The sequence below is a fragment of the Ralstonia sp. GX3-BWBA genome, assembly GCF_003290055.1.
Lineage (GTDB): Bacteria > Pseudomonadota > Gammaproteobacteria > Burkholderiales > Burkholderiaceae > Ralstonia > Ralstonia holmesii.
In genome coordinates this window covers 102,096-127,814 of record NZ_QMKS01000020.1, presented here as the reverse complement: position 1 = coordinate 127,814, position 25,719 = coordinate 102,096, and the positions used below count along the sequence as shown (strand labels likewise).

General features: G+C 65.0%; 26 protein-coding genes. 13 read left to right on the top strand and 13 right to left on the bottom strand.

Annotation, left to right across the window (positions count from 1 at the left end; genetic code table 11):
• Positions 1 to 7: 7 nt before the first annotated feature.
• Entirely contained in the window at positions 8 to 1,264 is a 1,257-nt protein-coding gene (locus DOD19_RS19425) for a branched-chain amino acid ABC transporter substrate-binding protein (protein WP_024977669.1), read from the bottom strand.
• Between the two features lie 229 nt (positions 1,265 to 1,493).
• Here DOD19_RS19425 and DOD19_RS19420 point away from each other — a divergent pair, with 229 nt between their 5' ends.
• From DOD19_RS19420 to DOD19_RS19410, 3 genes are all read left to right on the top strand, one after another.
• Positions 1,494 to 2,159: a TetR/AcrR family transcriptional regulator gene (locus tag DOD19_RS19420; RefSeq protein WP_024977668.1), complete on the top strand. Its 666-nt coding sequence runs from the start codon at positions 1,494 to 1,496 to the stop codon at positions 2,157 to 2,159.
• A 41-nt stretch (positions 2,160 to 2,200) separates the two neighbouring features.
• Positions 2,201 to 3,646, top strand: a complete 1,446-nt coding sequence (locus tag DOD19_RS19415; RefSeq protein ID WP_112187405.1) for an MFS transporter — start codon at positions 2,201 to 2,203, stop codon at positions 3,644 to 3,646.
• Positions 3,647 to 3,741: 95 nt separating this feature from the next.
• On the top strand, positions 3,742 to 4,176 hold the full coding sequence (locus DOD19_RS19410; RefSeq protein ID WP_092971142.1) for an HIT family protein: 435 nt from the start codon (positions 3,742 to 3,744) through the stop codon (positions 4,174 to 4,176).
• 9 nt (positions 4,177 to 4,185) lie between these two features.
• Here DOD19_RS19410 and DOD19_RS19405 read toward each other — a convergent pair whose 3' ends face one another.
• From DOD19_RS19405 to DOD19_RS19390, 4 genes are all read right to left on the bottom strand, one after another.
• Positions 4,186 to 7,365, bottom strand: coding sequence for a CusA/CzcA family heavy metal efflux RND transporter (locus DOD19_RS19405; protein ID WP_112187403.1), 3,180 nt, complete (start codon positions 7,363 to 7,365; stop codon positions 4,186 to 4,188).
• Between the two features lie 11 nt (positions 7,366 to 7,376).
• Positions 7,377 to 8,567, bottom strand: a complete 1,191-nt coding sequence (locus tag DOD19_RS19400; protein ID WP_112187402.1) for an efflux RND transporter periplasmic adaptor subunit — start codon at positions 8,565 to 8,567, stop codon at positions 7,377 to 7,379.
• Between the two features lie 24 nt (positions 8,568 to 8,591).
• Entirely contained in the window at positions 8,592 to 9,794 is a 1,203-nt protein-coding gene (locus tag DOD19_RS19395) for a TolC family protein (protein ID WP_239498046.1), read from the bottom strand.
• Positions 9,795 to 9,862: 68 nt separating this feature from the next.
• Complete coding sequence (locus DOD19_RS19390) at positions 9,863 to 10,216, bottom strand: hypothetical protein (RefSeq protein ID WP_112187398.1); 354 nt, start codon at positions 10,214 to 10,216, stop codon at positions 9,863 to 9,865.
• 194 nt (positions 10,217 to 10,410) lie between these two features.
• On the opposite strand from DOD19_RS19390, the gene DOD19_RS19385 reads away from it, so the two are divergent.
• Complete coding sequence (locus tag DOD19_RS19385) at positions 10,411 to 11,085, top strand: heavy metal response regulator transcription factor (RefSeq protein ID WP_112187565.1); 675 nt, start codon at positions 10,411 to 10,413, stop codon at positions 11,083 to 11,085.
• Positions 11,086 to 11,093: 8 nt separating this feature from the next.
• A complete protein-coding gene (locus DOD19_RS19380) occupies positions 11,094 to 12,503 on the top strand; it encodes a heavy metal sensor histidine kinase (protein ID WP_112187563.1) in 1,410 nt (469 codons plus the stop codon).
• Between the two features lie 8 nt (positions 12,504 to 12,511).
• Here the strand turns inward: DOD19_RS19380 and DOD19_RS19375 are convergent, their stop codons facing one another.
• Positions 12,512 to 12,874, bottom strand: a complete 363-nt coding sequence (locus tag DOD19_RS19375) for a DUF2917 domain-containing protein (protein WP_024977659.1) — start codon at positions 12,872 to 12,874, stop codon at positions 12,512 to 12,514.
• Positions 12,875 to 13,126: 252 nt separating this feature from the next.
• Here DOD19_RS19375 and DOD19_RS19370 point away from each other — a divergent pair, with 252 nt between their 5' ends.
• On the top strand, positions 13,127 to 14,083 hold the full coding sequence (locus DOD19_RS19370; protein ID WP_112187396.1) for a TauD/TfdA family dioxygenase: 957 nt from the start codon (positions 13,127 to 13,129) through the stop codon (positions 14,081 to 14,083).
• 2 nt (positions 14,084 to 14,085) lie between these two features.
• On the opposite strand, the gene DOD19_RS19365 is transcribed toward DOD19_RS19370, so the two are convergent.
• Positions 14,086 to 15,600: a M20 family peptidase gene (locus DOD19_RS19365; RefSeq protein WP_112187394.1), complete on the bottom strand. Its 1,515-nt coding sequence runs from the start codon at positions 15,598 to 15,600 to the stop codon at positions 14,086 to 14,088.
• Positions 15,601 to 15,902: 302 nt separating this feature from the next.
• On the opposite strand from DOD19_RS19365, the gene DOD19_RS19360 reads away from it, so the two are divergent.
• On the top strand, positions 15,903 to 17,321 hold the full coding sequence (locus tag DOD19_RS19360) for a PLP-dependent aminotransferase family protein (protein ID WP_112187392.1): 1,419 nt from the start codon (positions 15,903 to 15,905) through the stop codon (positions 17,319 to 17,321).
• Between the two features lie 74 nt (positions 17,322 to 17,395).
• Positions 17,396 to 17,833: a DUF3005 domain-containing protein gene (locus tag DOD19_RS19355; RefSeq protein ID WP_112187390.1), complete on the top strand. Its 438-nt coding sequence runs from the start codon at positions 17,396 to 17,398 to the stop codon at positions 17,831 to 17,833.
• A gap of 45 nt (positions 17,834 to 17,878) precedes the next feature.
• Here DOD19_RS19355 and DOD19_RS19350 read toward each other — a convergent pair whose 3' ends face one another.
• Entirely contained in the window at positions 17,879 to 18,613 is a 735-nt protein-coding gene (locus DOD19_RS19350; protein ID WP_112187388.1) for an NUDIX domain-containing protein, read from the bottom strand.
• A gap of 96 nt (positions 18,614 to 18,709) precedes the next feature.
• Here DOD19_RS19350 and DOD19_RS19345 point away from each other — a divergent pair, with 96 nt between their 5' ends.
• Together DOD19_RS19345 and DOD19_RS19340 are read left to right on the top strand one after the other, a co-directional pair.
• A complete protein-coding gene (locus DOD19_RS19345) occupies positions 18,710 to 19,759 on the top strand; it encodes an SPFH domain-containing protein (RefSeq protein WP_024977653.1) in 1,050 nt (349 codons plus the stop codon).
• Entirely contained in the window at positions 19,756 to 20,688 is a 933-nt protein-coding gene (locus tag DOD19_RS19340) for a sugar kinase (RefSeq protein WP_024977652.1), read from the top strand. Before DOD19_RS19345 ends, DOD19_RS19340 begins: the two co-directional genes overlap by 4 nt.
• A gap of 49 nt (positions 20,689 to 20,737) precedes the next feature.
• Here DOD19_RS19340 and DOD19_RS19335 read toward each other — a convergent pair whose 3' ends face one another.
• From DOD19_RS19335 to DOD19_RS19325, 3 genes are read right to left on the bottom strand one after another with little or no spacing between them, the layout of a single operon-like run.
• A complete protein-coding gene (locus DOD19_RS19335) occupies positions 20,738 to 21,517 on the bottom strand; it encodes an enoyl-CoA hydratase-related protein (RefSeq protein ID WP_112187386.1) in 780 nt (259 codons plus the stop codon).
• Positions 21,514 to 21,948, bottom strand: a complete 435-nt coding sequence (locus DOD19_RS19330) for a MarR family winged helix-turn-helix transcriptional regulator (protein ID WP_112187384.1) — start codon at positions 21,946 to 21,948, stop codon at positions 21,514 to 21,516. Before DOD19_RS19330 ends, DOD19_RS19335 begins: the two co-directional genes overlap by 4 nt.
• Positions 21,945 to 22,832, bottom strand: coding sequence for an alpha/beta hydrolase (locus DOD19_RS19325; RefSeq protein ID WP_112187382.1), 888 nt, complete (start codon positions 22,830 to 22,832; stop codon positions 21,945 to 21,947). The genes DOD19_RS19330 and DOD19_RS19325 overlap by 4 nt, the downstream gene beginning before the upstream one ends.
• A gap of 128 nt (positions 22,833 to 22,960) precedes the next feature.
• Here DOD19_RS19325 and DOD19_RS19320 point away from each other — a divergent pair, with 128 nt between their 5' ends.
• Together DOD19_RS19320 and DOD19_RS19315 are read left to right on the top strand one after the other, a co-directional pair.
• Positions 22,961 to 23,317: a metalloregulator ArsR/SmtB family transcription factor gene (locus DOD19_RS19320; RefSeq protein WP_024977648.1), complete on the top strand. Its 357-nt coding sequence runs from the start codon at positions 22,961 to 22,963 to the stop codon at positions 23,315 to 23,317.
• A complete protein-coding gene (locus DOD19_RS19315) occupies positions 23,301 to 24,260 on the top strand; it encodes an SRPBCC family protein (RefSeq protein WP_024977647.1) in 960 nt (319 codons plus the stop codon). Before DOD19_RS19320 ends, DOD19_RS19315 begins: the two co-directional genes overlap by 17 nt.
• On the opposite strand, the gene DOD19_RS28190 is transcribed toward DOD19_RS19315, so the two are convergent.
• The gene (locus DOD19_RS28190) at positions 24,250 to 24,375 is read right to left on the bottom strand and encodes a hypothetical protein (protein WP_275426890.1); all 126 of its coding nucleotides are present in this window, start codon (positions 24,373 to 24,375) and stop codon (positions 24,250 to 24,252) included. The two genes, DOD19_RS19315 and DOD19_RS28190, sit on opposite strands and share 11 nt — an antisense overlap.
• Positions 24,372 to 24,755: a tautomerase family protein gene (locus DOD19_RS19310; protein ID WP_112187561.1), complete on the bottom strand. Its 384-nt coding sequence runs from the start codon at positions 24,753 to 24,755 to the stop codon at positions 24,372 to 24,374. Before DOD19_RS19310 ends, DOD19_RS28190 begins: the two co-directional genes overlap by 4 nt.
• A gap of 103 nt (positions 24,756 to 24,858) precedes the next feature.
• On the opposite strand from DOD19_RS19310, the gene DOD19_RS19305 reads away from it, so the two are divergent.
• Complete coding sequence (locus DOD19_RS19305) at positions 24,859 to 25,713, top strand: LysR substrate-binding domain-containing protein (RefSeq protein ID WP_024977645.1); 855 nt, start codon at positions 24,859 to 24,861, stop codon at positions 25,711 to 25,713.
• Positions 25,714 to 25,719: the final 6 nt, after the last annotated feature.

Sequence of the window (25,719 nt, the reverse complement as noted above, 5' to 3'; positions counted from 1 at the left end):
CACGCGGTTACGACGCCGGACGCTTCATCTGGCACGACGTCGGCTGGGCCGCAAGGTGCGGTTCCAGCGTGACGTCGGTACGCCAGCCATAGCCGGTGTTTTCCTGGTCGTACTTGATCTTTTTGCCGTCGGCCTTCACCCAGGTGGTCACGTACAGCGTCTGCTGCGCCTGGTGGTCGGTCTTGCGCATTTCGATCGGGCCATTGAGGCCATCGACCGTCATGCCTTCCATCACCTTGGCCACCTTGGCAGGCTCGGCAGAACCGCTGGTCTTGATGGCCTTTGCCAGGAAGGCGATGCCGGTGTAGACATCAGCGTTGAAGAAGTCGTCGTTGTACTTCTTCTTAAAGCCGTCGAGCACGGCGCTCGTCTTCGGGTTGCCGTCGTTCGGCGCGAAGTAGCTGATGACCTTCACGCGGTCTGCGCCGGAGGCCCCCATCGCCGTGGGCACACCGGTGGTGCCTGCGTAGTACGTATAGAAATTGGTGGTCAGCCCCGCATCCTTCGATGCGCGGATCAGCAGTGCCAGATCGCTCCCCCAGTTGCCGGTGATGACCGTATCGGCGCCGGAAGCACGAATCTTCGCGACATACGGCGAGAAGTCCTTCACCTGCGCGAGCGGGTGCAGATCTTCCCCCACCACCTGGATGTCCGGACGCTTGCGCTTGAGGTATTCCTTGGCCGCGCGCGCCACCTGGTGGCCGAACGAATAGTTCTGGTTCAGAAGATAGACCTTCTTGATGTTCTGGTCCTTGGCGAGATAGCTCGTCAGGGCCTCCATCTTCATGTCGGAGTTGGCGTCCAGACGGAAGTGCCAGTAGTTGCACTTGTTGTTCGTCATGTCCGGATCGACCGCGGCGTAGTTGAGATAGATGATCTCTTTGCCCGGATTGCGGTCGTTGTACTTGGCGATGGCGTCCTGCAGCGCCATGCCCACGCTGGAGCCGTCGCCCTGCGCGACGTAGCGGATGCCCTGGTCGGTGATCTGCTTGAGGATCGTCAGGCTCTCTTGCGGCGAAACCTTGTTGTCAAAGCCAACCACTTCAAACTTGGTGCCGTTGCCGCTCCAGTTCTGCTGGTTGGCCAGATCGGCCGCGTATTGCCAGCTGCGCAGCTGGTTCTGGCCAAGCGCCCCCATCAGCCCGGATAGCGGATCGATCCACGCGATCTTGACGGTCTCGGCGTGGACGGTGCTCGGGCAAAATGCGCCCGCGAATGTGCCAACTGCTGCCGCCGCGCACAGCGCGAGTCGGAATGCCTTCATGCAAATGTCTCCTGATGTCTTATCGTTTGACGCCGTGCAGAAGGCATCGTCGAGCATGGTTCTTGCACTAAACCGCAAACCAAGGCTTACGGTAGCTCGATCCTTCCATACACAAACGTATGTGCATGGTAGGAGTGCGTTTGTTGCCGTGTCAACCCGCGCAAACCTGGGGGCCTCAGCACGATTTAAGCGCTGGACAGCCTCGTCAGCGGGGCTAGAATCCGCCTTCATGCCAAAGTCATCCCCGCAGATCGACGAACACGACGAAGCCGTCGCAGTCGATGCCGATTCCGCCTCCCCCGCCGCGCCGCGTGCACAGCTCACGCCTGACGACTGGGTGCGCGCCGCCACCGATCTGCTCGTGACAAAGAGCATTGATGCCGTGCGCGTGGACGTGCTCGCCAAGCAGTTGGACGTTACGCGCGGCAGCTTCTACTGGCACTTCAAGAACCGCGACGACCTGCTGCACCAGGTATTGCAGGACTGGAGCGAGCGCACGCGCGTGGGTCCCAAGCTGGAGCGGCAAAACCCGTCGGTGCAGGGGCTCGTGCGCGATCTGCTCGCGCTGCCGTTTCGCGGACGCAGTGCCCGCCGCACGGCCATGATCGAATTTGCCATCCGTGCGTGGGCGCGGCGCGACCCGATGGCGCAAGAGGCTGTCGAAGCCGTCGACGAGCATCGTATGGACTATTACGTCCAGCATTTCCAGGCGATCGGCTTTGCGCGCAAGGACGCCAAGGCGCGCGCCTTCATGCTGTACGCCTACCAGCTATCGGAGGCCACGCTCTGGCACCAGGGCAGCAAACCCGACAAGGACGCGCGCCGCCGCTTCTTTGAAGACACACTGCTCGCGGGCGCACCGTCTGAAGGTTCGGCGGCGCCGTCGCGGGAATAAATCGTGCTGCATCGAGCGCATTCGACTTTGAGTGCGCCGCGATGCCCGAATCGCCAGCCTTTCATACATCCGACCTGCCCGGCCGGCTCGATCGCCTGCCGTGGAGCCGCTTTCACACGCGCGTGGTCATTGCGCTGGGCATTACATGGTTGCTCGACGGCCTGGAGGTGACGCTGGCCGGCGCCGTGGCCGGCGCGCTCAAGCAAAGCCCCACGCTGCATCTCACCAACGCGCAGGTAGGCATTGCCAGCAGCGCCTACCTGGTCGGTGCGGTGTTCGGCGCACTGCTGTTCGGCTGGATGACGGATCGACTGGGCCGCCGCAAGCTGTTCTTCATCACGTTGGGCGTCTACATCCTGGCCACGCTGGCCACGGCATTTTCGTGGAGCTTCGCCAGCCTCGTCGTCTTTCGCGTGCTCACAGGCGCAGGCATCGGTGGCGAATACGCGGCCATCAACTCGACCATTCAGGAACTGACGCCGGCACGCGTGCGCGGCTGGACCGACCTCGCCATCAACGGCACGTTCTGGATCGGTGCCGCGTTGGGCGCAGGTGCATCGTTGTGGCTGCTGGACCCAGCGCACATGAGCATCGATACCGGCTGGCGGCTGTGCTTCTTCATCGGCGCCCTGCTGGGGCTCATCATTCTGGTGATGCGTTTCTGGATTCCGGAAAGCCCACGCTGGCTCATCACGCGCGGCCGGCACGAAGAAGCGCAGACCATCGTGCAGAACATCGAAAGCGAAATCGCCACACGCGGCCATCGCTTCGATACCGCTCCGCTGCCCGCATTGCGCATGCGCCGCCGCGGCCATCCACGCTTGATGGAAGTCGCACGCGTGCTGTTCGTGCAGCACCGGCAACGCGCGCTGGTGGGCCTCGCGCTGATGGCGGCGCAGGCGTTTTTCTACAACGCGATTTTCTTCACCTACGCGCTGGTGCTGACGGATTTCTATGACGTGCCCGCAACGAAGGTCGGTACATACCTGCTGCCGTTCGCGCTGGGCAATTTTCTTGGGCCGCTGCTGCTTGGGCGGCTGTTTGACGTGGTCGGCCGGCGCACGATGATTGCCGCGACCTACGCCATCAGCGGGGTGCTCTTGCTGGCAAGTGGCGTGCTGTTCAAGGCGGGTGTGCTGGATGGCACCACGCAGACCATCGCGTGGACCGTGGTGTTCTTCTTTGCGTCGGCCGCCGCCAGCTCGGCGTACCTGACGGTGAGCGAAACCTTTCCGCTGGAGGTGCGCGCGCTGGCCATCGCGCTGTTCTATGCCGTGGGCACGGGGCTTGGCGGCGTGGCCGGGCCTGCGCTGTTCGGCTGGCTGATCGATACGCACTCGCGCGGTGCCGTGTTCGGTGGCTACGCATTCGGCGCGGTGCTGATGCTGCTTGCTGCCGCTGTGCAGGCTTGCTGGGGGACGGCTGCCGAACGCAAGCCGCTAGAACACGTGGCTGCGCCGCTGTCGGTTGACGACAGGCCGGCTTGATCTGTGCCAAACCTGCGCCACGCGCGTCGCCGCCGGTCGCCTATATACTTTCGCGCAGCGCTTTCCCGTGCATTTCCCGCTTACTGGAGACACCCATGCCTGACGCGACTTACGACAACCAGAACATCTTCGCCAAGATCCTGCGCGGCGAACTGCCTTGCATCAAGGTGTACGAAGACGACCACACCATCGCTTTCATGGACATCATGCCGCAAGCCGACGGTCACGTGCTCGTGCTGCCCAAGGAAGGCGCGGCCGAGCTGTTCGACCTGTCGGACGATGCCGCGTCGGCCGCCATCCGCACCACGCGCAAGCTGGCGCGCGCCGTGCGTGCTGCGTTTACGCCGCCGGGTATCGCGGTCTTCCAGCTCAATGGCAGCGCTGCCGGGCAGACGGTGCCGCACGTCCACTTTCACGTGCTGCCGCGCTACAGCGATACCCCGCTGCAACCGCACGCCCGCGTGCAGGCCGACAGCGACAAGCTCAAGGCCCACGCCGAAAAGATCATCGCCGCACTGCAAGCGGAATAAGCACCGCCGTCACGGCGCAGCGGACGGCACTGCCGAATCTGCCTGCGCCGTGGCGCCTTCTCGCCCATCCTCCCGCCGATAGGCCAGCCGGTACAGCACCGGCAGCACCAGCAGCGTCAGCGCCGTCGACGACAGAATCCCCCCGATCACCACCGTCGCCAGGGGACGCTGCACCTCCGCGCCCGTGCCGGTTGCCAGCGCCATCGGCACGAAACCGAGCGACGCCACTAGTGCCGTCATCAGCACGGGGCGCAAGCGTGTGAGCGCACCCTCACGCACCGCCTCGTCGACCGACTGGCCGCTCTCGCGCAGGCTGCGGATAAAGCTCAGCATCACCAGCCCGTTGAGCACCGCCACGCCCGACAGCGCGATGAAACCCACCGCCGCTGAAATCGACAGCGGAATGCCGCGCAGCGCCAGCGCCAGAATCCCGCCCGACAGTGCGAACGGAATGCCCGAGAACACGAGCAAACCATCCTTCAGGTTGCCGAACATCATGAACAGCAGCGTGAGCACCATGGCCAGCGCCAGCGGCACCACGATCTGCAGGCGCTCGGTAGCCGACTGCAACTGCTCGAACTGCCCGCCCCACGCCATCCAGTAACCAGCCGGCAGACGCACCTGCGCATCGAGCACTGCCTGCGCTTCTTCAACGAAGGAGGCAATGTCGCGCCCGCGCACATTGGCACTGACGACGATGCGGCGCTTGCCATCTTCGCGGCTGACTTGGTTGGGGCCCGTGACTTCATTGAGCGTGGCGACATCCGACAGCGGCACGTAGCCCTGACCGTTCGGCAACGCCAACGGCAAGCGGCCCAGCGCAGCCGGGTCGCTGCGTGAGGTTTCAGGCAGGCGCACGACAATGCCGAAACGACGGTCGCCCTGGAATACCGTGCCCGCATCCTTGCCGCCGATGGCCGCGGACACCGTGTCCTGAATCGCCCCGATGGAGAGGCCGTAGCGTGCAGCCTTGTCACGATCGATGTCGACGTTCAGGAAAGGCAGTCCGCCGGTCTGTTCGATCTTCACTTCCGTTGCGCCTGTCAGCTTGCCGAGCTGCGCTGCGATCATCCTGGCCTGCGCTTCCAGCACGCCCATGTCGTCGCCGAAGAGCTTGACCGCCACATCGCTGCGAACGCCGGAGATCAGTTCGTTGAAGCGCAACTGAATCGGCTGTGAGAACTCGTATGCATTGCCGGGCAGTGCTTCCACCGTGGCACGAATGTCGGCCAGCAATTGGTCACGGTTGCGGCGTTTGCCATCGGGGCCGGCGGGCCAGTCACGCTCGGGCTTGAGCATGATGTAGCCGTCGGAGATGCTAGGCGGCATCACGTCGGTCGCGACTTCCGCCGTGCCGGTGCGCGCGAAGACACGCTCGATCTCGGGAAACTTCGCCTTGAGCGCGCGCTCGATCTGCATCTGCATGTCCAGCGATTGCGCGAGGCCCGTGCCCGGCACGCGCATCGCCTGAATGGAAAAATCGCCCTCGTTCAGGTTGGGGACAAACTCCGCGCCCAGGCGGGTGGCCGCCACCAGCGAGACCGATACGGCCACCGCTGCAAACGTCAAAACCACGGCCGGCGCGGCCAAGACGCGTTCGAGCAACGGCGCGTACATGCGGCGCGCCCAACCCATCAGGCGGTTCTCTTTCTCGGCCACGCGCTCGCCAATGAACAAGGCCACGGCCGCCGGCACAAACGTGATGGAGAGGATCATGGCCGCCGCCAAGGCCAGCACCACCGTGATCGCCATCGGGTGGAACATCTTGCCCTCTACACCCGAGAGCGCAAAGATCGGCAGGTAAACCACCATGATGATGAGCTGGCCATACAGCAGTGGGCGGCGTGCCTCGCGGGCCGCTTCAAACACCTCATCGAAACGCTCGGCGCGCGTGAGCGGCCGACCGCGCGATTCCTGCGCATGCGCAAGGCGCCGCACGCAGTTCTCGACGATCACCACGGCGCCGTCAACGATGATGCCGAAGTCCAGCGCGCCAAGACTCATCAGGTTGGCGCTCACCTTGGCCGACACCATGCCGCTGAACGTCATCAGCATCGACAGCGGAATCACCAACGCCGTCAACACGGCTGCACGCAGGTTGCCCAGGAAGAGGAACAGCACCGCCATCACCAAAATGGCGCCTTCCAGCAGGTTTTTCTTGACCGTGGCGATGGCCTTGTCGACGAGCACCGTACGGTCGTACACGGACTCCACGCGAATGCCCGCCGGCAGCGTCTTGCGAATTTCCAGCATGCGCTTGTCCACGGCCTGCGAAACGGTGCGGCTGTTCTCACCCATCAACAGAAACGCCGTGCCAAGCACCACCTCGCGCCCGTTGCTGGTGGCGGCGCCCGTGCGCAGCTCGCTGCCGCTTTCGATGGTGGCGACGTCACGCAAGCGCACCGGCGTGCCGTTGGGGCTGGCGAGCACCACGTTGCCAATGTCCGCCGCATCGCGCAACTGCCCGGGCGCGCGCACAAGGTATTGCTCGCCCTTGCGCTCGATATAACCGGCGCCGATGTTTGCATTGTTGCGCTCAAGCGCTGCCACCACATCGGCCAAGGTGAGCTTGTACGAAGCCAAGCGTTCCGGGCTTGTTGCCACCAGGAATTCCTTTGCGAAGCCACCGATGGTGTTGACTTCCGTCACGCCCGGCACGTTGCGGATCTGCGGACGGATCACCCAGTCCTGCAACTCGCGCAAATCTGCGGGGGTGTAGACAGTGCCGTCGGGCTTGCGTGCGTTGGCATCGGCCTCCACCGTCCACAGGTAGATTTCGCCCAGGCCAGTGGAAACGGGCCCCATGCTTGGCGAAATGCCATCGGGCAACTGCTCCTTCGCAGCCTGCAGGCGCTCGCTCACCAGTTGGCGCGCGAAGTAGATGTCGGTGCCTTCCTTGAAGATCACCGTCACCTGCGACAGGCCGTAGCGCGAGAGCGAGCGCGTCTGCTCCAGCTTCGGCAAGCCGGCCATGGCAGTTTCCAGCGCATAGGTGATGCGCTGCTCGGTCTCCAACGGCGAATAGCCCGGTGCCGGGGTGTTGATCTGCACCTGCACGTTGGTGATGTCAGGCACCGCATCGATGGACAGGCGCGTGTAGCTGTACGCGCCGAACGCGGCGGCGGCCAGCACGGCCAGCAGCACCAGCCAGCGCTGCGCGATGACGGTGCGCAAGAGGCGTTCAAACATGGCGCCTCCTTTTAGTGGCCGTGGTCGGCGGACTTGCCGGCTTCGGCCTTCAGCACGTAGCTGTTGGCTGCGGCGTAGTGCGTGCCGGCGGGAAGGCCATCCAGGATTTCCGTCCAGGTACCGTCAGTGCGGCCTGTCTTGACGGGACGCACTTCAAAGCCGGTCGGCACGGGCACGAATACCGATGGCTTGTCATCCACGGTCTGCACGGCATCGGCGCGCACCGCCACGGGCACCTGCACACGTCCCGATTCAACCGACACGTTGACGAACATGCCCGGGCGCCATGCCAGCTTGGGGTTGTCGAGCGTCACGCGGGCGGGCGCGGTGCGGGTCAGCTCGCCCAGCAAGGCGCCAACGTACGAGACCTTGCCTTGCACAGCGGTGCCGGTGGCCGTGGCGCGCACGGTGGCCAACGCGTTGGCGGTGACCGCCTCCAGATCCTTGGCAGTAACGGAGAAATCCGCCCACACGGTGCGCAGATCAGCCACGGTAAAGACGGCCGTTTCTGCCTGCACCGCTTCGCCCTGCGACAAATGCTTGGCGACCACCACGCCATCAAACGGCGCACGCAGCTCGAAGCGATTCAACGCTGAACCCGCCGGTGCGGCACCAATGGCCGTCAGCTTCTGGCGGGCGTTGTCCGCCGCAATGCGGGCTTCCTGTAGCGATGTACGCGCCTGCTGGTAATCCTGTTCGGCGGCAATGCCTTGCTCCCACAAGCGCTTTTCGCGCGCGTGCGTTTCCTGCGCGAGTGCAAGGCGTTGCTGGGCCGCCTGTAGTTCGCTGCGTTGATCCGACAGCGCGGGGCTGGACAGCACGGCCAGCAGTTGGCCGCGTGCCACCGGTTGGCCCAGCTCCACCGCTACCTTCTCGGCGACGCCCGCCACGCGCGGCACCACGTGCGCGGTGCGATCTTCGTTCAGGCGAATTTCGCCGGGCAGGACAACCTCTGTTCGCAGCTCGGCGGCACCTACGGTTTCCACGCCGATCTTTGCATTGGCGATGGCGTCGGCCGTCATGGCAAGCGTTTCGGCGTGGGACGCCTCGGCCTGCTCGGTGGCGGCCGGTGCAGGTGCCGCCTCGGCCTCGGACGTCGCAGCCTGGCGCGCACCCATGCCGAACCACAGCCCGGCAGCGGCCAGCGCCCCAAGCACGACGATGAGCGCGATGGCGCGCCGTTGTTGCGGTGGAAGTGTCATGTCAGCAGAAAGAAAGAGGCCGCACTACCGGCCGAGGATGCGATCGATACCGGCGGCCGCCTGATGCGCGCGGGACAGCGCGGCCAGGTATTGCGCGCGCGCCTGGAACAGCGTGCGCTGGGCGTCCAGCACATCGAGGAAATTGAATTTGCCGGCATCAAAGCCAATGCGTGCGGCGTCATACGCGCGCTGCGCACCGGGCAACACGTCTTGCCGCAGCGACTGCACGGCGGCGCGGGCCGCGTCGAGCCGCGCCACGTCCTGCGCAAGCGTGGCGTTCTGCTCAAGCTGCAGGGCGCGATAGTCTTCAAACGCCTTGTCGGCCAAACGCTGTGCTTCGAGCTGGCTGCCCTGGTTGCGGTCGAACAGCGGCAAAGGCACGGCAATGCCGAGCACCGCCATGTTGTTGTTCGCGGCGCTGTCGCGCTTGGCGCCCACCGTGAGCGTCACGTCGGGCACGCGCTTGCTGCGCTCCACGTTGGCGAGCGCTTGGCGCCGGTCGATCTCCAGACGGGCGCGGATGGCGCGGGGCGTGTTTTCCAGGGTGCCAGTGGCTTGCCGCGCTTCGGGCGGCACGACGGGCAACGTCTCCGCACTACCGTCGGCTTCGGGCGCGATGGAAGCGATGCCCCAGAAGGCCGCCAATGCGCGCTGGGCGACCAGCAACTCAGCTTTCGCGTCACGCAGTTCGATGGCAGCACTGGCACGTGCCACGCCAGCCTTGGTCTGCTCCACCGGTGACACCTTGCCCGCCTGCACGCGACGCGCGGCTGCGGATTCAGCCTGGGCGGCCAATGCATCCGACGCCTGCGCGAGCCCCAGGCGCTCCTGCGCAATCACCAAATCGAAAAAGGCCCGCGCGACATCCGCACGCAACTCGGCCTGCAGCACGGTGGCATCTTGCGCCGTGGCGTCTCGGGCGATTTCTGCAGCGCGCGTGCGTGCACCGCGCTTGCCGCCCAGTTCCAATGGGATATTCAGTTGCGCCGTCATCGTGGCTCGGTCGCGGCGAACGTCTTCTGTCGTGAAGGCGGCTTCGGGATTGCGCAGCCGGCGGGCCTGATCGAGCGCCCCTTCACTGGCGGCCACTTCATAGCCCGCTGCGGCCAGCGCCGGATGCGACTGCACCGCGCGTTCAACGGCTTGCTGCAGCGTCACGCGTTCGGATGACGCAGCCGCAGGCCCGCCGGGCATAGAAAGCGCCACCGGAGCGACGGGGTCAGTCACCGCTGCGGTGGCCAACGGGGCAGCCAAAAGGCAGATGAGAGCCGCCCCGGCGCGCTGGAAGCGAGGCATTACGCAATCGCGCCGTCGGTGTACGGATCCGGGCTGCGCGGGCTGCTCAGGCTCCCATCGGTGTAAGGGTCGCGAGCGCCGACGCGGGCATCGAGCACCGCTTGCGCTGCACCGTCCGTGTAAGGATCGCGGGCGCCGGTTTTGCCGCCATCGGTGTAGGGGTCACGCGTACCGGACTTGGCGCCATCGGTGTACGGGTCACGCGCGCCGGCCTTGGCCAGCGGTGCGGACATCGATTTGATCTGCGGAGCGCAGCAGGCATCGTGATTGTCTTGCGCGGCCACAGCCGTGCCGGTTGCCAGCATTGCGGCCAGTGCAGCCAGGGGAAGCACACGTTGGAATCGAATCGCCATGAGAATCTCCTTCAAAAGGCCTGACATCAGCAAACAGGAAAGGGGGGCGATGTCAGTGGGGCCAGTCTAGGGAGCGGTGCACCACGCGGGCATGACTCGAAGATGACAAACTTGTCATCTTTGTGCCGCCATCTGGGGTTTTGGCATATCGTGGCGGCACTGGCGGATGCATCAAGCGCACGCCACTTTTCATCATGCGACTGCTGATTGTTGAAGACGAGCCCAAAGCGGGCGACTACCTGCTCAAGGGCCTGACGGAATCCGGCTTTGTGGCTGACCTTGCCCGCACGGGCCCCGATGGTCTGTTCCAGGCCATGGAGCATGACTACGACCTGATCGTGCTGGACGTCATGCTGCCGGGCATGGACGGCTGGCAGGTGCTGCAGGAACTGCGCCGCCGCAAGAGCACGCCGGTGCTGTGCCTGACCGCACGCGACGAACTGGCCGACCGCCTGAAAGGCCTCGAACTGGGCGCGGACGACTACCTCGTCAAACCCTTCGCCTTTGCCGAGTTGGTGGCGCGCGTGCGCACCATTCTGCGGCGCGGCCCGCTGCGCGAAAGCGAGATCCTCGAAATTGCCGACCTGACGATCGACACGATCAAGCGCCGCGTGACGCGTGCAGGACAACGCATCGACCTGACCGCCAAGGAATACGCGCTGCTGCATCTGCTGGCACGCCGCGCGGGCGAGGTGCTATCGCGCTCGCTGATCGCCTCTCAGGTGTGGGATGTGAATTTCGACAGCAACACCAACGTGGTGGATGTGTCGATCCGGCGGCTGCGCGCCAAGGTGGACGACCCATTCGAGCACAAGCTGATCCACACGTTGCGCGGCATGGGCTACGTGCTGGACGCGGTGGATCGCTGATGAGGCCGCTGATGCGCTGGCCCGCGTCGCTTGCCGGCAGGCTCGTGCTGGCGTTTGTGGTGGTGGCATCGGTCACGCTCACGGCAGCCGGCACGTATCTGTACTTCGCGCTCAACGCGCAACTGCGCGTGGCTGACGATGCGATGCTGCTCGGCAAGATCACGCAGTTGCGCCACCTGGCCAGCGAGGCGCTCAACGCCGACGATCTGGCGCGCACCGCGCACCGCTACACCGATGTGGTGTCGGGCCACGATGGGTTGATCCTGCGCATTGCCACGCCCGAAGGCCGCACGCTGGTTGAGGTGAACCCCGAGGGCGAACAGGTGACGATGCCGCGCGTGATACCGGCTGCAGTGCCGCCGTCGGAGTCTTCCGTACAGACTTGGATGTCGATGACCGGCATGGCATCGCGCGCCGTAGCCGCGGAGGCATGGCTGGGGCAGAACACCGCAAAAGTCATCGTGCTGGTGGCGCAGGATGGCGACAGCCGTGCAGCACTGCTCACCAAGTACCAGCGCCACATCGTGTTTGCAGTGCTTGGCGGTGTGGCTGCGGTGGCGCTGCTGAGCCTGCTGCTCGTGCGCGGCACGCTGCGCGGGTTGGCACGCATCGGCAATCAGGCAGCGGCCGTGGTGCCGAGCCAGCTCGATACGCGTCTCACGCTGCAGGGGGCGCCGCGTGAGTTGGCCGACTTGCTGGCTTCACTCAACGCCATGCTCACGCGCCTGCAGGATGGCTTTGCGCGGCTCTCGCAGTTCTCGGCAGACCTGGCGCATGATTTCCGCACGCCGCTGGCCAACCTGGTAGGCCAGACAGAAGTCACGCTCGCCCACCCGCGCACGGTCGAGGAATACCGCAGCGTGCTCGAATCCAACCTGGAGGAATACGCGCGCCTGTCGCACATGATCGAAGACATGCTGTTCCTGGCACGCGCCGACCATGCCCGTGTGGCGCTGTCCATCGCGCCGCTGGATGCGCGCCACGAGGTGCAAGTGCTGGTCGACTACTTCGAGGCAGTGGCGGCTGATCGTGACATCACCATCGACGTGCGCGGCGATGCGCAACTGCGCGCGGATGCCACGTTGCTGCGCCGGGCGATCAACAACCTGCTCGACAACGCGCTACGTCACACGCCCGCCGGAGCGCGCATCGACGTAGCGATCGAGTTGATGCCGCAGGGCATCGCAATTACCGTGGGCAACCCCGGGGCAGGCATTCCGGCCCCCGCCCTGCCGCTTCTGTTCGAGCGGTTCTATCGGGGCGACCCCTCGCGGGCGCAGTCTGGTGCGCAATCAAGCCAGTCCACTGGCCTGGGATTGGCTATCGTCAAGACCATCATGGACCTGCACGGCGGTAGCGTGCAGGCCAGCAGCCCGCCGGGTGGGCGGACCGAGTTCCGGCTCGTGTTTCCGGCTTGACGCACGGCTTAGGTGCCAATCCGCTGTGCCGACGGCGTACGCGCAGCATCCTGCCCGTCGTCACGCAGAATCTGCCGATACGCAGCCACCACCAGCAGACCGATGAAGCGCAGCAGGCGGCGCGGGGCGTTGATGTCTTCGGTCACGGCAAAGCGCGCCGGCGTACCTTCGACCGGTTCACCGGAGAGCCAGAAGCGCACGCCCGCCGGTACGTCGATCGACTGGCCTGGCTTGAGCCAGATGTCCTGCCGCTGATGCTCTTGCGTGACCCACAACAGCCCGGCTTGTGCGGCGATGGTTTGGGCCCGTGCCGACCGCCAGCTCACCGGCACGCCCGGCCGGTCCAGTTCGAAGATTCTGATTTCGCGCATGATTGAGACTCCTGTGCCGGGGTTCGTGGTGGATTTTTATGGGGACTGCGGATCGGCACGGTTCCATCTTGCGCGGCAGTTCAAGCCGTTGACATGAACAGTTGTGAACAGTTTGGCTGAACTGTTCAGCATCTTTCGCGAACAGTTCAGTGCAATGACGGACAGAACTGCATTTGGATATGTCAAACCGTTCGTTTTCCGTTGGGCGCCGGCTGGCTAGCATGGTCCATCGCCATTCCTGCCGGAGCCGCCATGCCACACGACCACAACGCCGCCATCGACCCCACATTTGGCGCCCTGCGCGTACGCCGGGTGGCCGGCCACATCGGCGGGGAGGTTCTCGACCTCAAGCTTGGCGCGGAACTGACGGAAGACGCGTTCGCGAGCCTGTATGCCGCGCTGCTCAAATACAAGGTGTTGTTCTTTCGCGACCAGCAGCATCTGGACGACGACCGGCACCAGGCCTTCGGCAAGCGCTTCGGCCGCATCGTCACCCACCCGACCGTGCCGGCGCCCACCGGCACGCAACTGTTTGAACTCGACGCGTCAAAGGGCGGCGGCCGCGCCGATTCCTGGCACACCGACGTGACGTTTCTGGATGCGTTTCCGAAGGTATCGATCCTGCGCGCGGTGACGATTCCCGCTTACGGCGGCGACACCGTCTGGGCCAACACCGCCCGCGCCTACGAGCTGTTGCCCGACCCGCTCAAGCAGCTTGCCGAGCAACTCTGGGCCGTGCACACCAACGATTACGACTACGGCGCCGAGCGCACGCAGATCGACGGTGCGCGCCTGCGGCATCACCACGAGGTATTTACCGCCTCGGTATATGAAGCCTCGCACCCGGTGGTGCACGTGCACCCCGAGACCAGCGAACGCGCCCTGCTGCTCGGCCACTTCGTCAAGCGCTTCACCGGCGTGGCGGGCAGCGAATCGACGCGGCTGTTCGAGTTACTGCAGAATCGCGTGACGCGGCTCGACAACACCGTGCGCTGGCAATGGCGCCAGCACGACGTCGCCATCTGGGACAACCGTGCCACGCAGCACTACGCCATCAACGATTACGGCAACCAGCCGCGCCTGGTACGCCGCGTGACCGTGCACGGCGACACAGCCATCTCAGTAGACGGCAGCCGCAGCACGCAACTGCGCCGCCCCGAAGCCACCAACGACGCGCACATCGACACGCTGCTGGCGGCCTCGCACTGACATCAAGCCCCGGCTGCCTGCTGCACCAACCGGTGGTAGAACCGGATCAGCTCCACCAGGTTGGCCTCGGTGATCCGCTCGTTGGTGCCGTGAAAGCGCGGCAAGTCTTCCGGCTTGGCGCGCACCGGCGAGAACCGATAGACATGGTCGGCAATCTCGATCATGTGGCGCGAATCGGTCGCCCCGATCATCAGCCCGGGCGCCACGACCGTGCCCGGAAACAGCTCGCGCACCGTCTTGTTGATCAACTGATACGACGCCGATTGCGTGGGCGACACCGGCGAGGCCTCGCTCGAACCGGGCAGCCGGCTCAGTTCGAACTTGCCGTTGGGCGCGGCCGCCTTGGCGGCATCTTCGACGTGCGCGGTAACGGAGGCGATGGTGTCGCCGGGTAGCAGACGGAAGTTGACCGTCGCCTCGGCGCGGCCGGGCAGCACGTTGTCCTTGTTGCCGGCCTGCACGATGGTCAGCGCAGTGGTGGTGCGCAGCATGGCGTTGGAACTGGCCGACGCTTCCAGCTGCTTCTGCACCAGCGGCCCGAACAGCCACAGGTTGGACAGCGCCACGCGGCTGAAACCCTGCATCTCTGGCGCTAGCGTTGCAAACATCTCCTGTGCAACACCGCGAATGCCGGCGGGCAATTGATCGTCATCCAGCCGCTTGAGCGTGGCGCTCATCATGGCGATGGCGCTCTGCCCGTGCGGCGGCGGCATCGACGAATGCCCCGGCGTGGCCCCGACCTTGAGTTGCACTGAGAGAAAGCCCTTCTCTGCCACGCCGATCAGCGCCGCTGGTTTGGTGAGCCCCGGCAGCACGCCTTCGGTAATCAACAGGCCTTCGTCGATCACGAAGTCGAGACGCTCACCGCGCGACTTGAGCAGCGCGGCGATCTGCTTGGCACCGCGCTCGCCGCCCACTTCCTCATCGGCGCCAAAGGCCAGGTGGATGGTGCGGCGCGGTTTGAAACCACTCGCGGCCAGCAACTCGATGGCCTCCATCTGCGAGATCAGGTTGCCCTTGTCGTCCCACGCGCCACGGCCCCAGACCATGCCGTCTTTCACCACGCCGTCAAAGGGCGGCTGGGTCCAGTCGCCTTCGGTGCCGGGGGCGATGGGCACGACGTCTTGGTGCGCCATCAGCATGACGGGCTTTAGCGACGGGTCGGAGCCCTTCCAGGTGTAGAGCAACGCAAAGTCGCCCACTTGCTCACGCTGCAGCACGGCATGTGCCTTGGGATAGCGCGCCTCGAGCATGGCGTGCAACTGGCGGAACTGATCGGCGTTCAGTTGCGCATCGGCCGCGCTCGATACGGTGCGTGCGCGTACGGCTTCGGCCAGGTGCGCCGCAGCGGCCGGCCCGTCCACTGCGACCGGCGTGACAGCGGGCACATCGAGCTGGCGCGAGCTGTGCCGCCACGTGTTGAACGCCACGTAAGCGGCCACCAACACCACAACCGCAATGGCCAGGCGCAACAGCCGCCCGATGACGGCTCCACGACGCTTGAACGACGTACGCATTTGTCTCCTCTCCTTTGAAGGTGCATGGCCTTCGCCCGATTTGTATGCGCCGGGCGTAAGGCGCCAGTATCGCCGCAGTCGCTTGTATTCGGTGGGCTTCCGAATGCGGCCTCAAAACGCGCGAAAGAAAGGGCCAGTTCCCCTTTTTCACGGAGCCAGCCCGGCGCATCGTCCCGCGGAGAATGCGGCCCGCCGCGTGGCGATCCGCACCATCGCGTTCCGGCGTGTTTGGCTACAATGCCTGAACAGTACTGAACAGTTGCTCGCATCTGTTCAGAAGCTTCCAGATCAGCCTTCACGCCATGAAACTTCTCATCGATGCCACCACCCGCGTACCGATTGCCGACCAGATCGTGGCCGGCGTGCAGGCATGGATCCGAGACAACGACGTGCGCCCCGGCGCCAAGCTGCCGTCGATCCGGCAACTGGCGGCCGACTACGGCATCAGCCGCTTCCCCGTGATCGAGGCATATGATCGATTGGTCTCCCTGGGCCTGCTGGACTCGCGCCACGGCTCCGGCTTCTATGTGGCCGAGAGCAACCTGACCGGCCGCGACGGGCGCGGCTGGTCAGACCCGCGCCGCGCAGAGGCTGAGTCCAAACACATCTTCGAGCAGTTCAGTTACCCCGACGGCATGCTCAAGCTCGGCGGCGGCTTTGTTCCGGCCGACTGGCGCGATGTCGACGGCCTGACGCAGGCCATCCGCCAGGTGTCTCGCACCGATACACACGCGGTGATCGACTACTCCTCGCCGCTTGGCAACATGGCGCTGCGCCATCAGGTCATGATGCGAGCACGCCAGCTTGGTATCCAGGCGGAACTGCCCAATGTGTTGATCACCGCCGGCACGAGCCAGGCGATCGACCTTGTGATGCGGCACCTGCTCAAACCCGGCGACACGGTGTTTGTGGAAGACCCGGGCTACTACACCGTGTTCGGCCTACTGCGTTTGCATGGTGTGAAGCTGGTCGGCATTCCGCGCAGGAGCGATGGGCCCGACGTGGAAGTCACAGAAGCGATGCTGCGCGAACACCGGCCCAAGCTGTTCTTCATCAACAGCGTGCTGCAGAACCCGACCGGCTCGGTCGTGTCGCCACCGGTCGCGTTTCGGCTGCTTGAGCTGGCGCGGCGCCACGGCTTCACGTTTCTGGAAGACGACATCTTTGCCGACCTGCAGGCCGACCCCACCGCGCGGCTGGCAACGCTGGACCAGCTCGACCAGGTGATCTACGTGGGCGGATTTTCGAAGACGGTGTCGGCATCGCTGCCGGTGGGCTACCTGATTGCCAAGCGCGAGCTGGTGCATGACCTGACCAACGTGAAGATGCTCACCAGCGTGGGCGGCTCGCGTTTTGCCGAGGCCGTGGTGAGCACGTTGCTGGAGCGCGGCGCCTATCGCAAATATGTGGAGCGGCTGCGCCAGCGCGCGGGTGACTCCGTCATCGCGTCGCTCGATGTGCTGGCCGATTCGGGCTGGGAAGTGTTTCACCATCCCTCGGGCGGCAACTTCCTGTGGGCACGTGTGCCGCATGTTGAGGACTCGCGCGATCTGGCGGCCACCGCCGAAAAGCACGGCGTGACGTTGGCGCCCGGGCATTACTTCCGCCCGAACCTGGAGGTATCGCCATGGGTGCGCATCAATAGCGCGTACGCAACGGAACCGCGTGCGGTGGCGTTCCTGCAGGAGGCAGGCAAACGGGCCACCCGCAAGCGCGCATAGACGCTGCGCTGGCATGACGGTTGCGGCAGGTTTGCCATCTGCTCTCACTCAGGAGCCCCACTCAGGAGCACGTCATGCCCTCCGACAAGTTCCGTTCTGCCCGCCCGCCGCTGCAAGAAGCCGGCAAGGCAGGCACCACCTATGTTCAAGGCCCCAGCCCGGCCGACCCCGTGCAGCAGGCATCACAGCGCATCCGCTCTGTAGACGCCGCCGGCACCGAAGCCTCCGGCAGCACGATCGACACGGACGGCAAAAGCCAGGCGGCGGTCAAAGACTCATCGCTGTGGCAAGACAACGTCATCTATTCCAACGCGTCGCTGGCCAACACCAGGCCCGAGCCTGATCCGGAAGCGCCGATTGCCGGCATCGACAGCCGCCGCAGCCACGGACAGCCAATGGTAGCGCCCGACCGCGGACACAAGCTCGTGCACCGCGGAGTGGTTGACGAGACCGTGCGCAACGGCACGCGCGCGGCGCAGCGATTTTCTTTGGAAGACGACGAACAACCTTAGCCTGGTGCGCTGCCCCCCCCTCTGTCACGGCACCCGTTACCCCGCTCAGGTATTTGAATCCCCCGCGCGCGGGCTGAAGGTGCGCGGAAAGACAACCGGCGCGCTGCGGTCAATCAGGCGGTAGCCCTTGGCGGGGCGATACGAATCGCCTTCTGCCACGCCCGCCTCTTCCAGAAAATTGGCCGACAGCATTCGGGTGCGGAAGCCGCTTTTATCGACCGGGCGGCCGAGCACGATTTCGTACATGCGCTGCAACTGCGGTAGCGAGAACGGCTCGGCCAGCAAAAACGCCGGCAACGATGTGTATTCGACCTTGCTGCGCAAACGCTCGACGGCAGTGCGCAGGATTGCCGCCTGGTCGAAGGCCAGTTCAGGTGCGCGCAGTACGTCGGCCACCGCATACCACGCCACGTCGGCCGCATTGGCGCCCTTGGCAAGCACGACGCCCTGCGCAGGTATCAACGCAAAGTAGACATGCGTGGCCGACCAGCCGCGCGGGTCGCGCGCGGCCCCGCCCCAACTGCCCAACTGCTCCAAATACGGGCTGCCCACGCCGGTTTTCTCCAGCAGCTTGCGGCGCGCGCAGTCTTCCAGCGTGGCATCGACGGCCGTATCGACATATCCGCCGGGTAGCGCCCATGCGCCGGGAAAGGGCTCCCCTTCGGCATTGGGCCGCTGAACGAGCAGCACGCGCAATACATCATCCAGTACTGTGAAGATGACGACATCCACAGTGGTGAACGGTAGCGGAAAGGTCTTGACGGAAGATCGGGTGGCCATGGCGGGTCACAAATTTCTTGACGGCCTCAATAGTAAGTTGTATTGTCCAACCCATACAAGTTGTACTGTGCAACTCACAACAAAAAGGGGGTCATCGTGTTTGGCATCCGTTTCATCAAGTCGCAGCCCACCGTTCACCTCATGCAGTTCCGTGCCGGCAAGGTTGTGCGCGAAGGCTCGGGCCTGTCGTTCTTCTATTACGGCCCGACGACCACGCTGGTGGCCGTGCCGGTGGCCAGCCAGGACCGCCCGTTCATCCTTGAGCTGGTGACGGCCGATTTCCAGAGCGTGACCGTGCAGGGCCAGGTGACGTACCGCATCAGCGACCCGCGCCGCACCGCCGCGATGATGGATTTCTCGCTCGCCAAGAATGGCCAGAGCTATGTCTCGGAAGACCCGAAGCGTTTGGGCGACCGCGTGGCGCAGCAAGTGGAGGTGATCGTGCAGCAGGCCGTGCAGGCGATGGAACTGAAGGCGGCGCTGCGCGCATCGGCGGCCATCGCGCGCACCGCACAAGCTGAACTGGCTGCACAGCCTGAAATTGCAGCGTTGGGGCTGGAGATCCTGGGCGTGTCGGTCATGGCGGTCAAGCCGACGCCCGACATCGCCCGCGCGCTGGAAGCCGAGGCACGCGAGTCCAACCTCAAGGCCGCGGACGACGCCGTCTATTTGCGCCGCATGTCGGCCGTGGAAAACGAACGCGCCATCCGCCAGAACGAGCTGGACACCGACATCGCCGTCGAGCAGAAGAAGCGCCAGATTCGCGAGACGCAGATGGAAGCCAAGGCCACCTTGATGCGCAAGGAGAATGCCCTGCGCAACGAGCAGATGGCCGCCGATGTGGAACTCGAAGGTCAGCGCAAGGCCTTCGTGGCCGGCCAAGCCGAGAACAGCCGCACGCTGGCCGAAGCCGAGGCCTATCGCGTGGCCGCCGTCATGCAGGCGCTGGAAAAGGCCGACCCGCGCATCGTCAACGTGCTTGCTGCGGCCGGCATGCAGCCTGGTCAGCTCATCGCACAGGCCTTTGGCGGCATTGCCGAACGTGCCGAACGCATCGGCCAGCTCAACGTATCGCCAGAACTGCTGCAAGGGCTGATGAACGCCTCCACCGGCACAATCGGCACCACAGGCAGGGCTGCATCATGAGCACCGATGGCCGCAAGGTCGTGCTGGTGACGCGCCGCACCCGGCTTGAAGAGCTGGTGGCGCGCCACCACACGCTGGCGCAGGCGAAGTTCTATCTCGAACACCTGGGCGCCGATTTTTCCGACTACCTGGCCGAGAACGCCGCCTACGCGCGCAGCCTGGAGATCACGGTGCGCGCGCTGGAAACGTGGGGCCGCTACCAGGTGGTGGACCGCGGCTACCTGCCCAACTTCATCTTTGCGCCGGACGACATCGTGGTGGCACTCGGCCAAGACGGGCTGGTCGCCAACTCGATGAAGTATCTCGACGGCCAGCCGCTGATCGGCCTGAACCCCGAGCCCGGCCGCTGGGACGGCGTGCTACTGCCCTTTGAGCCGAAAGACCTCGGCACCGTGCTGACCGACGTGGCACGCGACAAGCGCCCCACCAAGGCCGTGACGATGGCCGAAGCACGTCTGTCCGACGGGCAGGTGCTGCGTGCCGTCAACGATCTCTTCATCGGGCCACGCACGCATGCGTCTGCGCTGTACGAAATCGAGGTAGGCGACCGGCGCGAAGCGCAATCGTCGTCGGGGATCATCGTCGCCACGGGGTTGGGTTCGACCGCGTGGCTGAAGAGCATCGTGACCGGCTCGATGGGTGTCGCGCGCGCCATGCATGCGGGCGGCGATGACTTCCACTACGCGCCCGAACCGTGGGACGCTCCGCAACTGACGTTCGCCGTGCGCGAGCCGTTTCCGAGCCGTGCATCGCAGGCCACGCTCGTGTTCGGGCATGTGGATGCGGATCAACCGCTCAAGCTGCGCTCGCGCATGCCTGAGAACGGTGTGATCTTTTCCGACGGCATGGAAGCCGATTACCTACGCTTTACCGCCGGTATGGAAGCGACGATTTCCGTGGCGGCCACGCAGGGGCGATTGGCGGTTTGAATGAAAAAAGGCGGCCGGACCAGGGCCGCCGAAGGAGACACCGCCGCGCTCAGTGCGCCACGGCGTTGAAATTGGGCGGCCGTCGATCGACAAACGCCCGGAAGGCTTCATGCGCCTCCGGAGATTTCAAGCGCTGCGCAAAGCAGGCGCTCTCGACATCCATCTGCTGCTTGAGCAGTTCGGCATCGCGCATCAGGCGCTTGGTTTCGGTCAGGGCGCCCAGCGGCTGGCGCGCCAACCGCGCCGCAATGGCCTCCGCCTCCGTGCCGAGCTGATACAACGGCACCACCCGATTCGCCAAGCCCCATGCGAGTGCCGATTCCGCGCTCACCGCATCGCCCAGCGCGAACATCTCGAACGCGCGCACATGGCCCAGGCGCGCGGGCATCAGCAGGCTCGACGCCGCCTCAGGCACCAGCGCCAGATTGACGAACGGCGTGGAAAGCTGCGCGTTGTCCGCCAAGAGCACGAAGTCGCAATGGAGCAGCATGGTTGTGCCGATGCCGACCGCGCGGCCCTGCACAGCTGCCACCAGCGGGCGCGTGGCGCGCGCCAGTGCATGCAGGAAGCGGATGACGTTGCGCTCGCCATCGCCCTTGCCGCCCGACATGGCAATCGATGCGAATTCGCCGATGTCGTTGCCGGCGGAGAACATGTCGCCTTCAGCGCGCAGCAGCACCACGCGCACGGTCTTGTCGCACTCGGCGGCGTCCAGCGCATCGGCCAGCGCGCCATACATCGCATCGGTCATGGCGTTCTTCTTGTCAGCGCGTGCCAGGGTGAGCGTCAGCACGCCATCGGCGGTGCGGCTCTGGATGTGTTCAGTCATTGCTCGTCTCCGGTGGGGAATTTGCTTTGCAGGCTGGCGAGCCAGCGTGCGACGACGTCGATCTCGGCGTCGGTAAAACCTTCGGTCAGCCGCGCGTTCAGTTCGGCCAGGCCGGTGCGTGTTTGTGCCAAGGCTTCACGGCCGGCGGGCGTAATCCAGAGCTGCCACGCGCGGCCATCCTTGGCATCGGCGCGGCGCTCGATCAGGCCGGCGTCGGCGGTGCGATCGACCAAGCCACTCATGGCGGAGGGGCCGAGGTCCAACGCGGCGCCGGCTTCGCGCATCAACGCGCCGTCGTTCTTCTCCAGGAAGAACAGCAGGCCGGATTGCGCTGCGGTCACGCCCTCGGCGGTGCGCGTTTGAATCCAGCGCTGCAAGCGGCGTTGCCCTACGCTGATCAGATAAACGAGGCGACGGTCTGGTGCGGTCATGCAGCCACCGCTTCAGGGCGCGTGGCTGCAGCGCGCTCGCTCAGCCAATCCACCAGACCTGGCCACAGCGTGGCAGCAAACTGCGCGCGGAAGAAGCCCATGTGCCCCACCGCGCCGCCGGCCTGCGCGGGCGCAATCTGCCGGCGCTCGACCCACGTGTTCGTGAAGTGCATCGTCAACGCGTTGATGGCGGCGGGCGTGGCCCACGGGTCGTCGTCAAAACCGTAGACGAGCACGGGATGCGTCACGCGGTTGAAGCGCTCGATGGCGCCGAGCGTCGGGTCATCGAAGAAGTAGCGCTGCATGCCGGCCCATGCGCCCCATTCGATGGCGACACCGCCGGGCAGGTCTTCGCCCAGACCCAGGCGCTTGCCGGGTACGTAGCCAATCAGCCGCGCCATCAGTGGCCCAACGCCGCGCAGGATCAGCTCCACGCGCCAGCGTTCGCCGCGTTGGCGGATGAAGCGCGAGTTGCCCGTGTGGCAGGCCACCTGAACAACGCCCGCGACATCCCAGTCTGCACAGCACAGGCCGATGGCGTGGCCGCCCACCGAATGCCCGACTGCCAGTTGCGACAGCGCCGGGTAACGTGCCCTTGCCCATCGCATCACGCCTTCGGCGTCGAGCAGCGCCCAATCGCGCATGCGGGCAGCAAAGCGGCGCAGGCTCTTCGGTCGGGATGCACCGATGCCGCGGTAGTCATACGTGATGGCATGAAACCCGCGTTCCGCCAGGAACTTGGCAAAGGCTTGATAGATGCGTTGCGGCACGCCCGTGGCCGGATGCATGACCACCACGCCCTGCGGCGTGCCAGCGGCCGTCCAGAGCATGGCGCCCAGCGGGTAGCCGTCGGTGGCGGGAATGGTTTGGGGTGTGCTGTTCATTGCGCCGATTTAGTTCGCATACGAAATTTTTACTTTGTATGCGAACTAAATCGGCCTGTCAACCGACGTGTCAACGACGCAAAGATAAAGTACTTGCTTAACTATTCAGGGTCGCTATAGTTAACCACATGCTTAACAATGACACCTCCCTCGATCTCGCCTTCCAGGCGCTGGCAGACGGCAACCGGCGCGCAATGCTGGTGCAGCTTGTGCGCGGGCCTGCGTCTGTGAGCGAACTCGCCCAACCCCTCGATATCTCGTTGCCTGCCGTGATGCAGCACCTCTCAGTGCTGGAGAACTCCGGTCTCGTGCGATCGGAAAAGGTGGGCCGCGTGCGTACTTGCCGTATCGAACCCGAGGCGCTGAGCCTCGCAGAGCAGTGGATCAACCAGCGGCGCCTGGAGTGGGAACAGCACTTCGACCGCCTCGGCGCCTATCTGGACACCCTCAAAACCCAAGGAGACGTACATGACGACGACCATTGACAGCCCCGCCGGCACGACCCTGCGCCCCCTCGTGATCTCGCGCACCTTCCCCGTATCCCGCGACTGGGTCTTCAAGGCCTGGAGCACCGCCGACCACATCAAGCGCTGGTTCTGCCCGACGCACTTCACGGTGCCCGACGCGACGGTGGAGTTTCGCGTGGGCGGCAAGTTCGACGTATGCATGCGCTCGCCCGAGGGGCAAGACCACTGGTCGCGCGGCCACTTTCTTGAGATCGTGCCCAACGCGCGCCTGGTGATCGACATGAACGTCGTGGACGGCGACAACCGCCCGCTGATGAACGCCCACACCGTCGTCACCTTTGCTGAGGAATGCGGTGGCACACGCATGGAAGTCACGCAAACCCACACGCCGCTCGCCCCGATTGCCGAAATGATGATCAAGGGCGCGCCCGAAGGCTGGAAGCAGACGCTCGACAAGCTCGAGCGCGAAGCCGCAAGCATCCCGCTGGCCGAGGGCATTCAGCGTTCGGTCGTGCATGCGACTTTTACGGTGGAGCGCACATACGACGCACCACGCTCACGCGTATTCAAGGCGCTGACCGACCCTGCCGCCAAGGCCAAGTGGTTTGCCGGCGGCAACGGCTACACGCTGCTCGTGCGTGAGATGGACGCCACGCCCGGCGGCCGCGAAGTCGTCAAGGGCCGGTGGGACAGCGGTGTCGTGTCCAGCTTTGAAGCGCTGTATCACGACGTCATCCCCAACGAGCGCGTCGTCTATTCGTACGTGATGCACCTCGACGACCGCAAGATTTCCGCCTCGCTGGCCACGCTGGAATTGCGTGAGCCGAAGGACGGTTCGGGCGGCACGCACCTCGTGATGACCGAGCAGGGCGCCTTCCTGGATGGCTACGACGATTCCGGATCGCGTGAGCGCGGCACGCAGTTCCTGCTCGACATGCTCGGCAATTCGCTCAAGGACTGAGCCTCTGCAATACGTCGCGCGTGACGGCCGCCAACGTGACCGCTGCGCCAACGATCAACACTGCCGCCCACAACACGCCGCCCAGGTGCGCCAGAAGCGCCTGGCGCGGCGTCATTGCGCGTACTGCGCGAGTCCGTTGCCGAACGACCAGTTCTCGGGCAGCACCTCCACCAGATTGATGAACACATCTTCGGGCCGTATGCCGGGCTTGTCGCCCAGCAGCTCGACGATGCGGCGATAGAGCGCCTGCTTCTGCTCCAGGTTGCGCGTGTTGTTGGCAGTGACCTGGATGATCACAACGTCGTCGCTGCGCGCGATGCCGAAGTAGGTCGGACTGACGCTGAAGGTGCTCGCGTCGTGCTCGGTGAGCGTCATGAAGCGATCGTCTTCGGGCACGTTGAACGTCTCGCGCATGGCGCGATAGACGCCATCGAAAATGGCCTGGTGATAAGCGGCAGGCTTGCCGCGCCGCAGCGACACTTGAACGAGAGGCATGGTGGGCTCCGTGGTTTGCAGTGACCACAGCATGCCTCACGTTGATCATTGAAAAAAGGCATCCTAAGATATTTCAATCATTCGATTTCAAAATGACTGAGCCATGAAGATGCTGGATCTGGAGGCCGTCCAGGCCTTCGTGCTGACCGCCGATCTAAAGAGCTTCACGCGCGCGGCGGAGGCCATGGACTCCACGCAATCCGCCGTGAGCCTGAAGATCAAACGGCTGGAAGATGCACTCGGCCGCCGGCTTCTGGAACGCACGCCGCGCCTCGTGCGGCTGTCGCAGGATGGCGCAGCCTTTCTGGCAGCGGCGCGCGAGCTGGTGGCCGCGCACGACGGCGCGATCGGCGCGTTTGGCCTGGAACGGCGACGGCTGTCGGTCGGGATCAGCCATCACATTGTTGGGGCCGAGCTGCCACGCCTGCTGCGCCAGATGGGCCTGGCCGAACCCGCGTTGACGCTGGAGATCCGTATCGCCAGTTCGTGGGAGATCCTCGAGATTTTCGAGAGCGGCGCGTTGGATGCGGCCATCGTGCTGCGCCACGACAACCGCCGCACCGACGGCGACGTCCTCATGGAAGAACCGTTCGGCTGGCTGGCCGCGCCCGACTTCGAGCACCGTGCCGGCGAGCCCATTCGCCTGGCGAATCAAGCTGACACGTGCCGCATACGGCAGATGGCAGTCGCCACGCTGGAAGCTGCGGGCATTGCCTGGCAGGAGGTGTTTGTGGGCGGCGGCGTGGCCACCATCGGGGCAGCCGTGGCAGCGGGGTTGGCCGTGGCGGCGCTCAGCCGCCGCGTTGCGCCACCGGGCACGGTGGACATGGGCGAAGCGCTCGGCCTGCCTCGGCTCCCATCGCGCAGCGTGGTGCTGCATTCCCGCTTGACCGATCCTGTGGCGAAGAAGGCGCTGCGCACGTTCGCATCCGCCCTGCGGGCCACGGCCGCGCGATAGCCATAC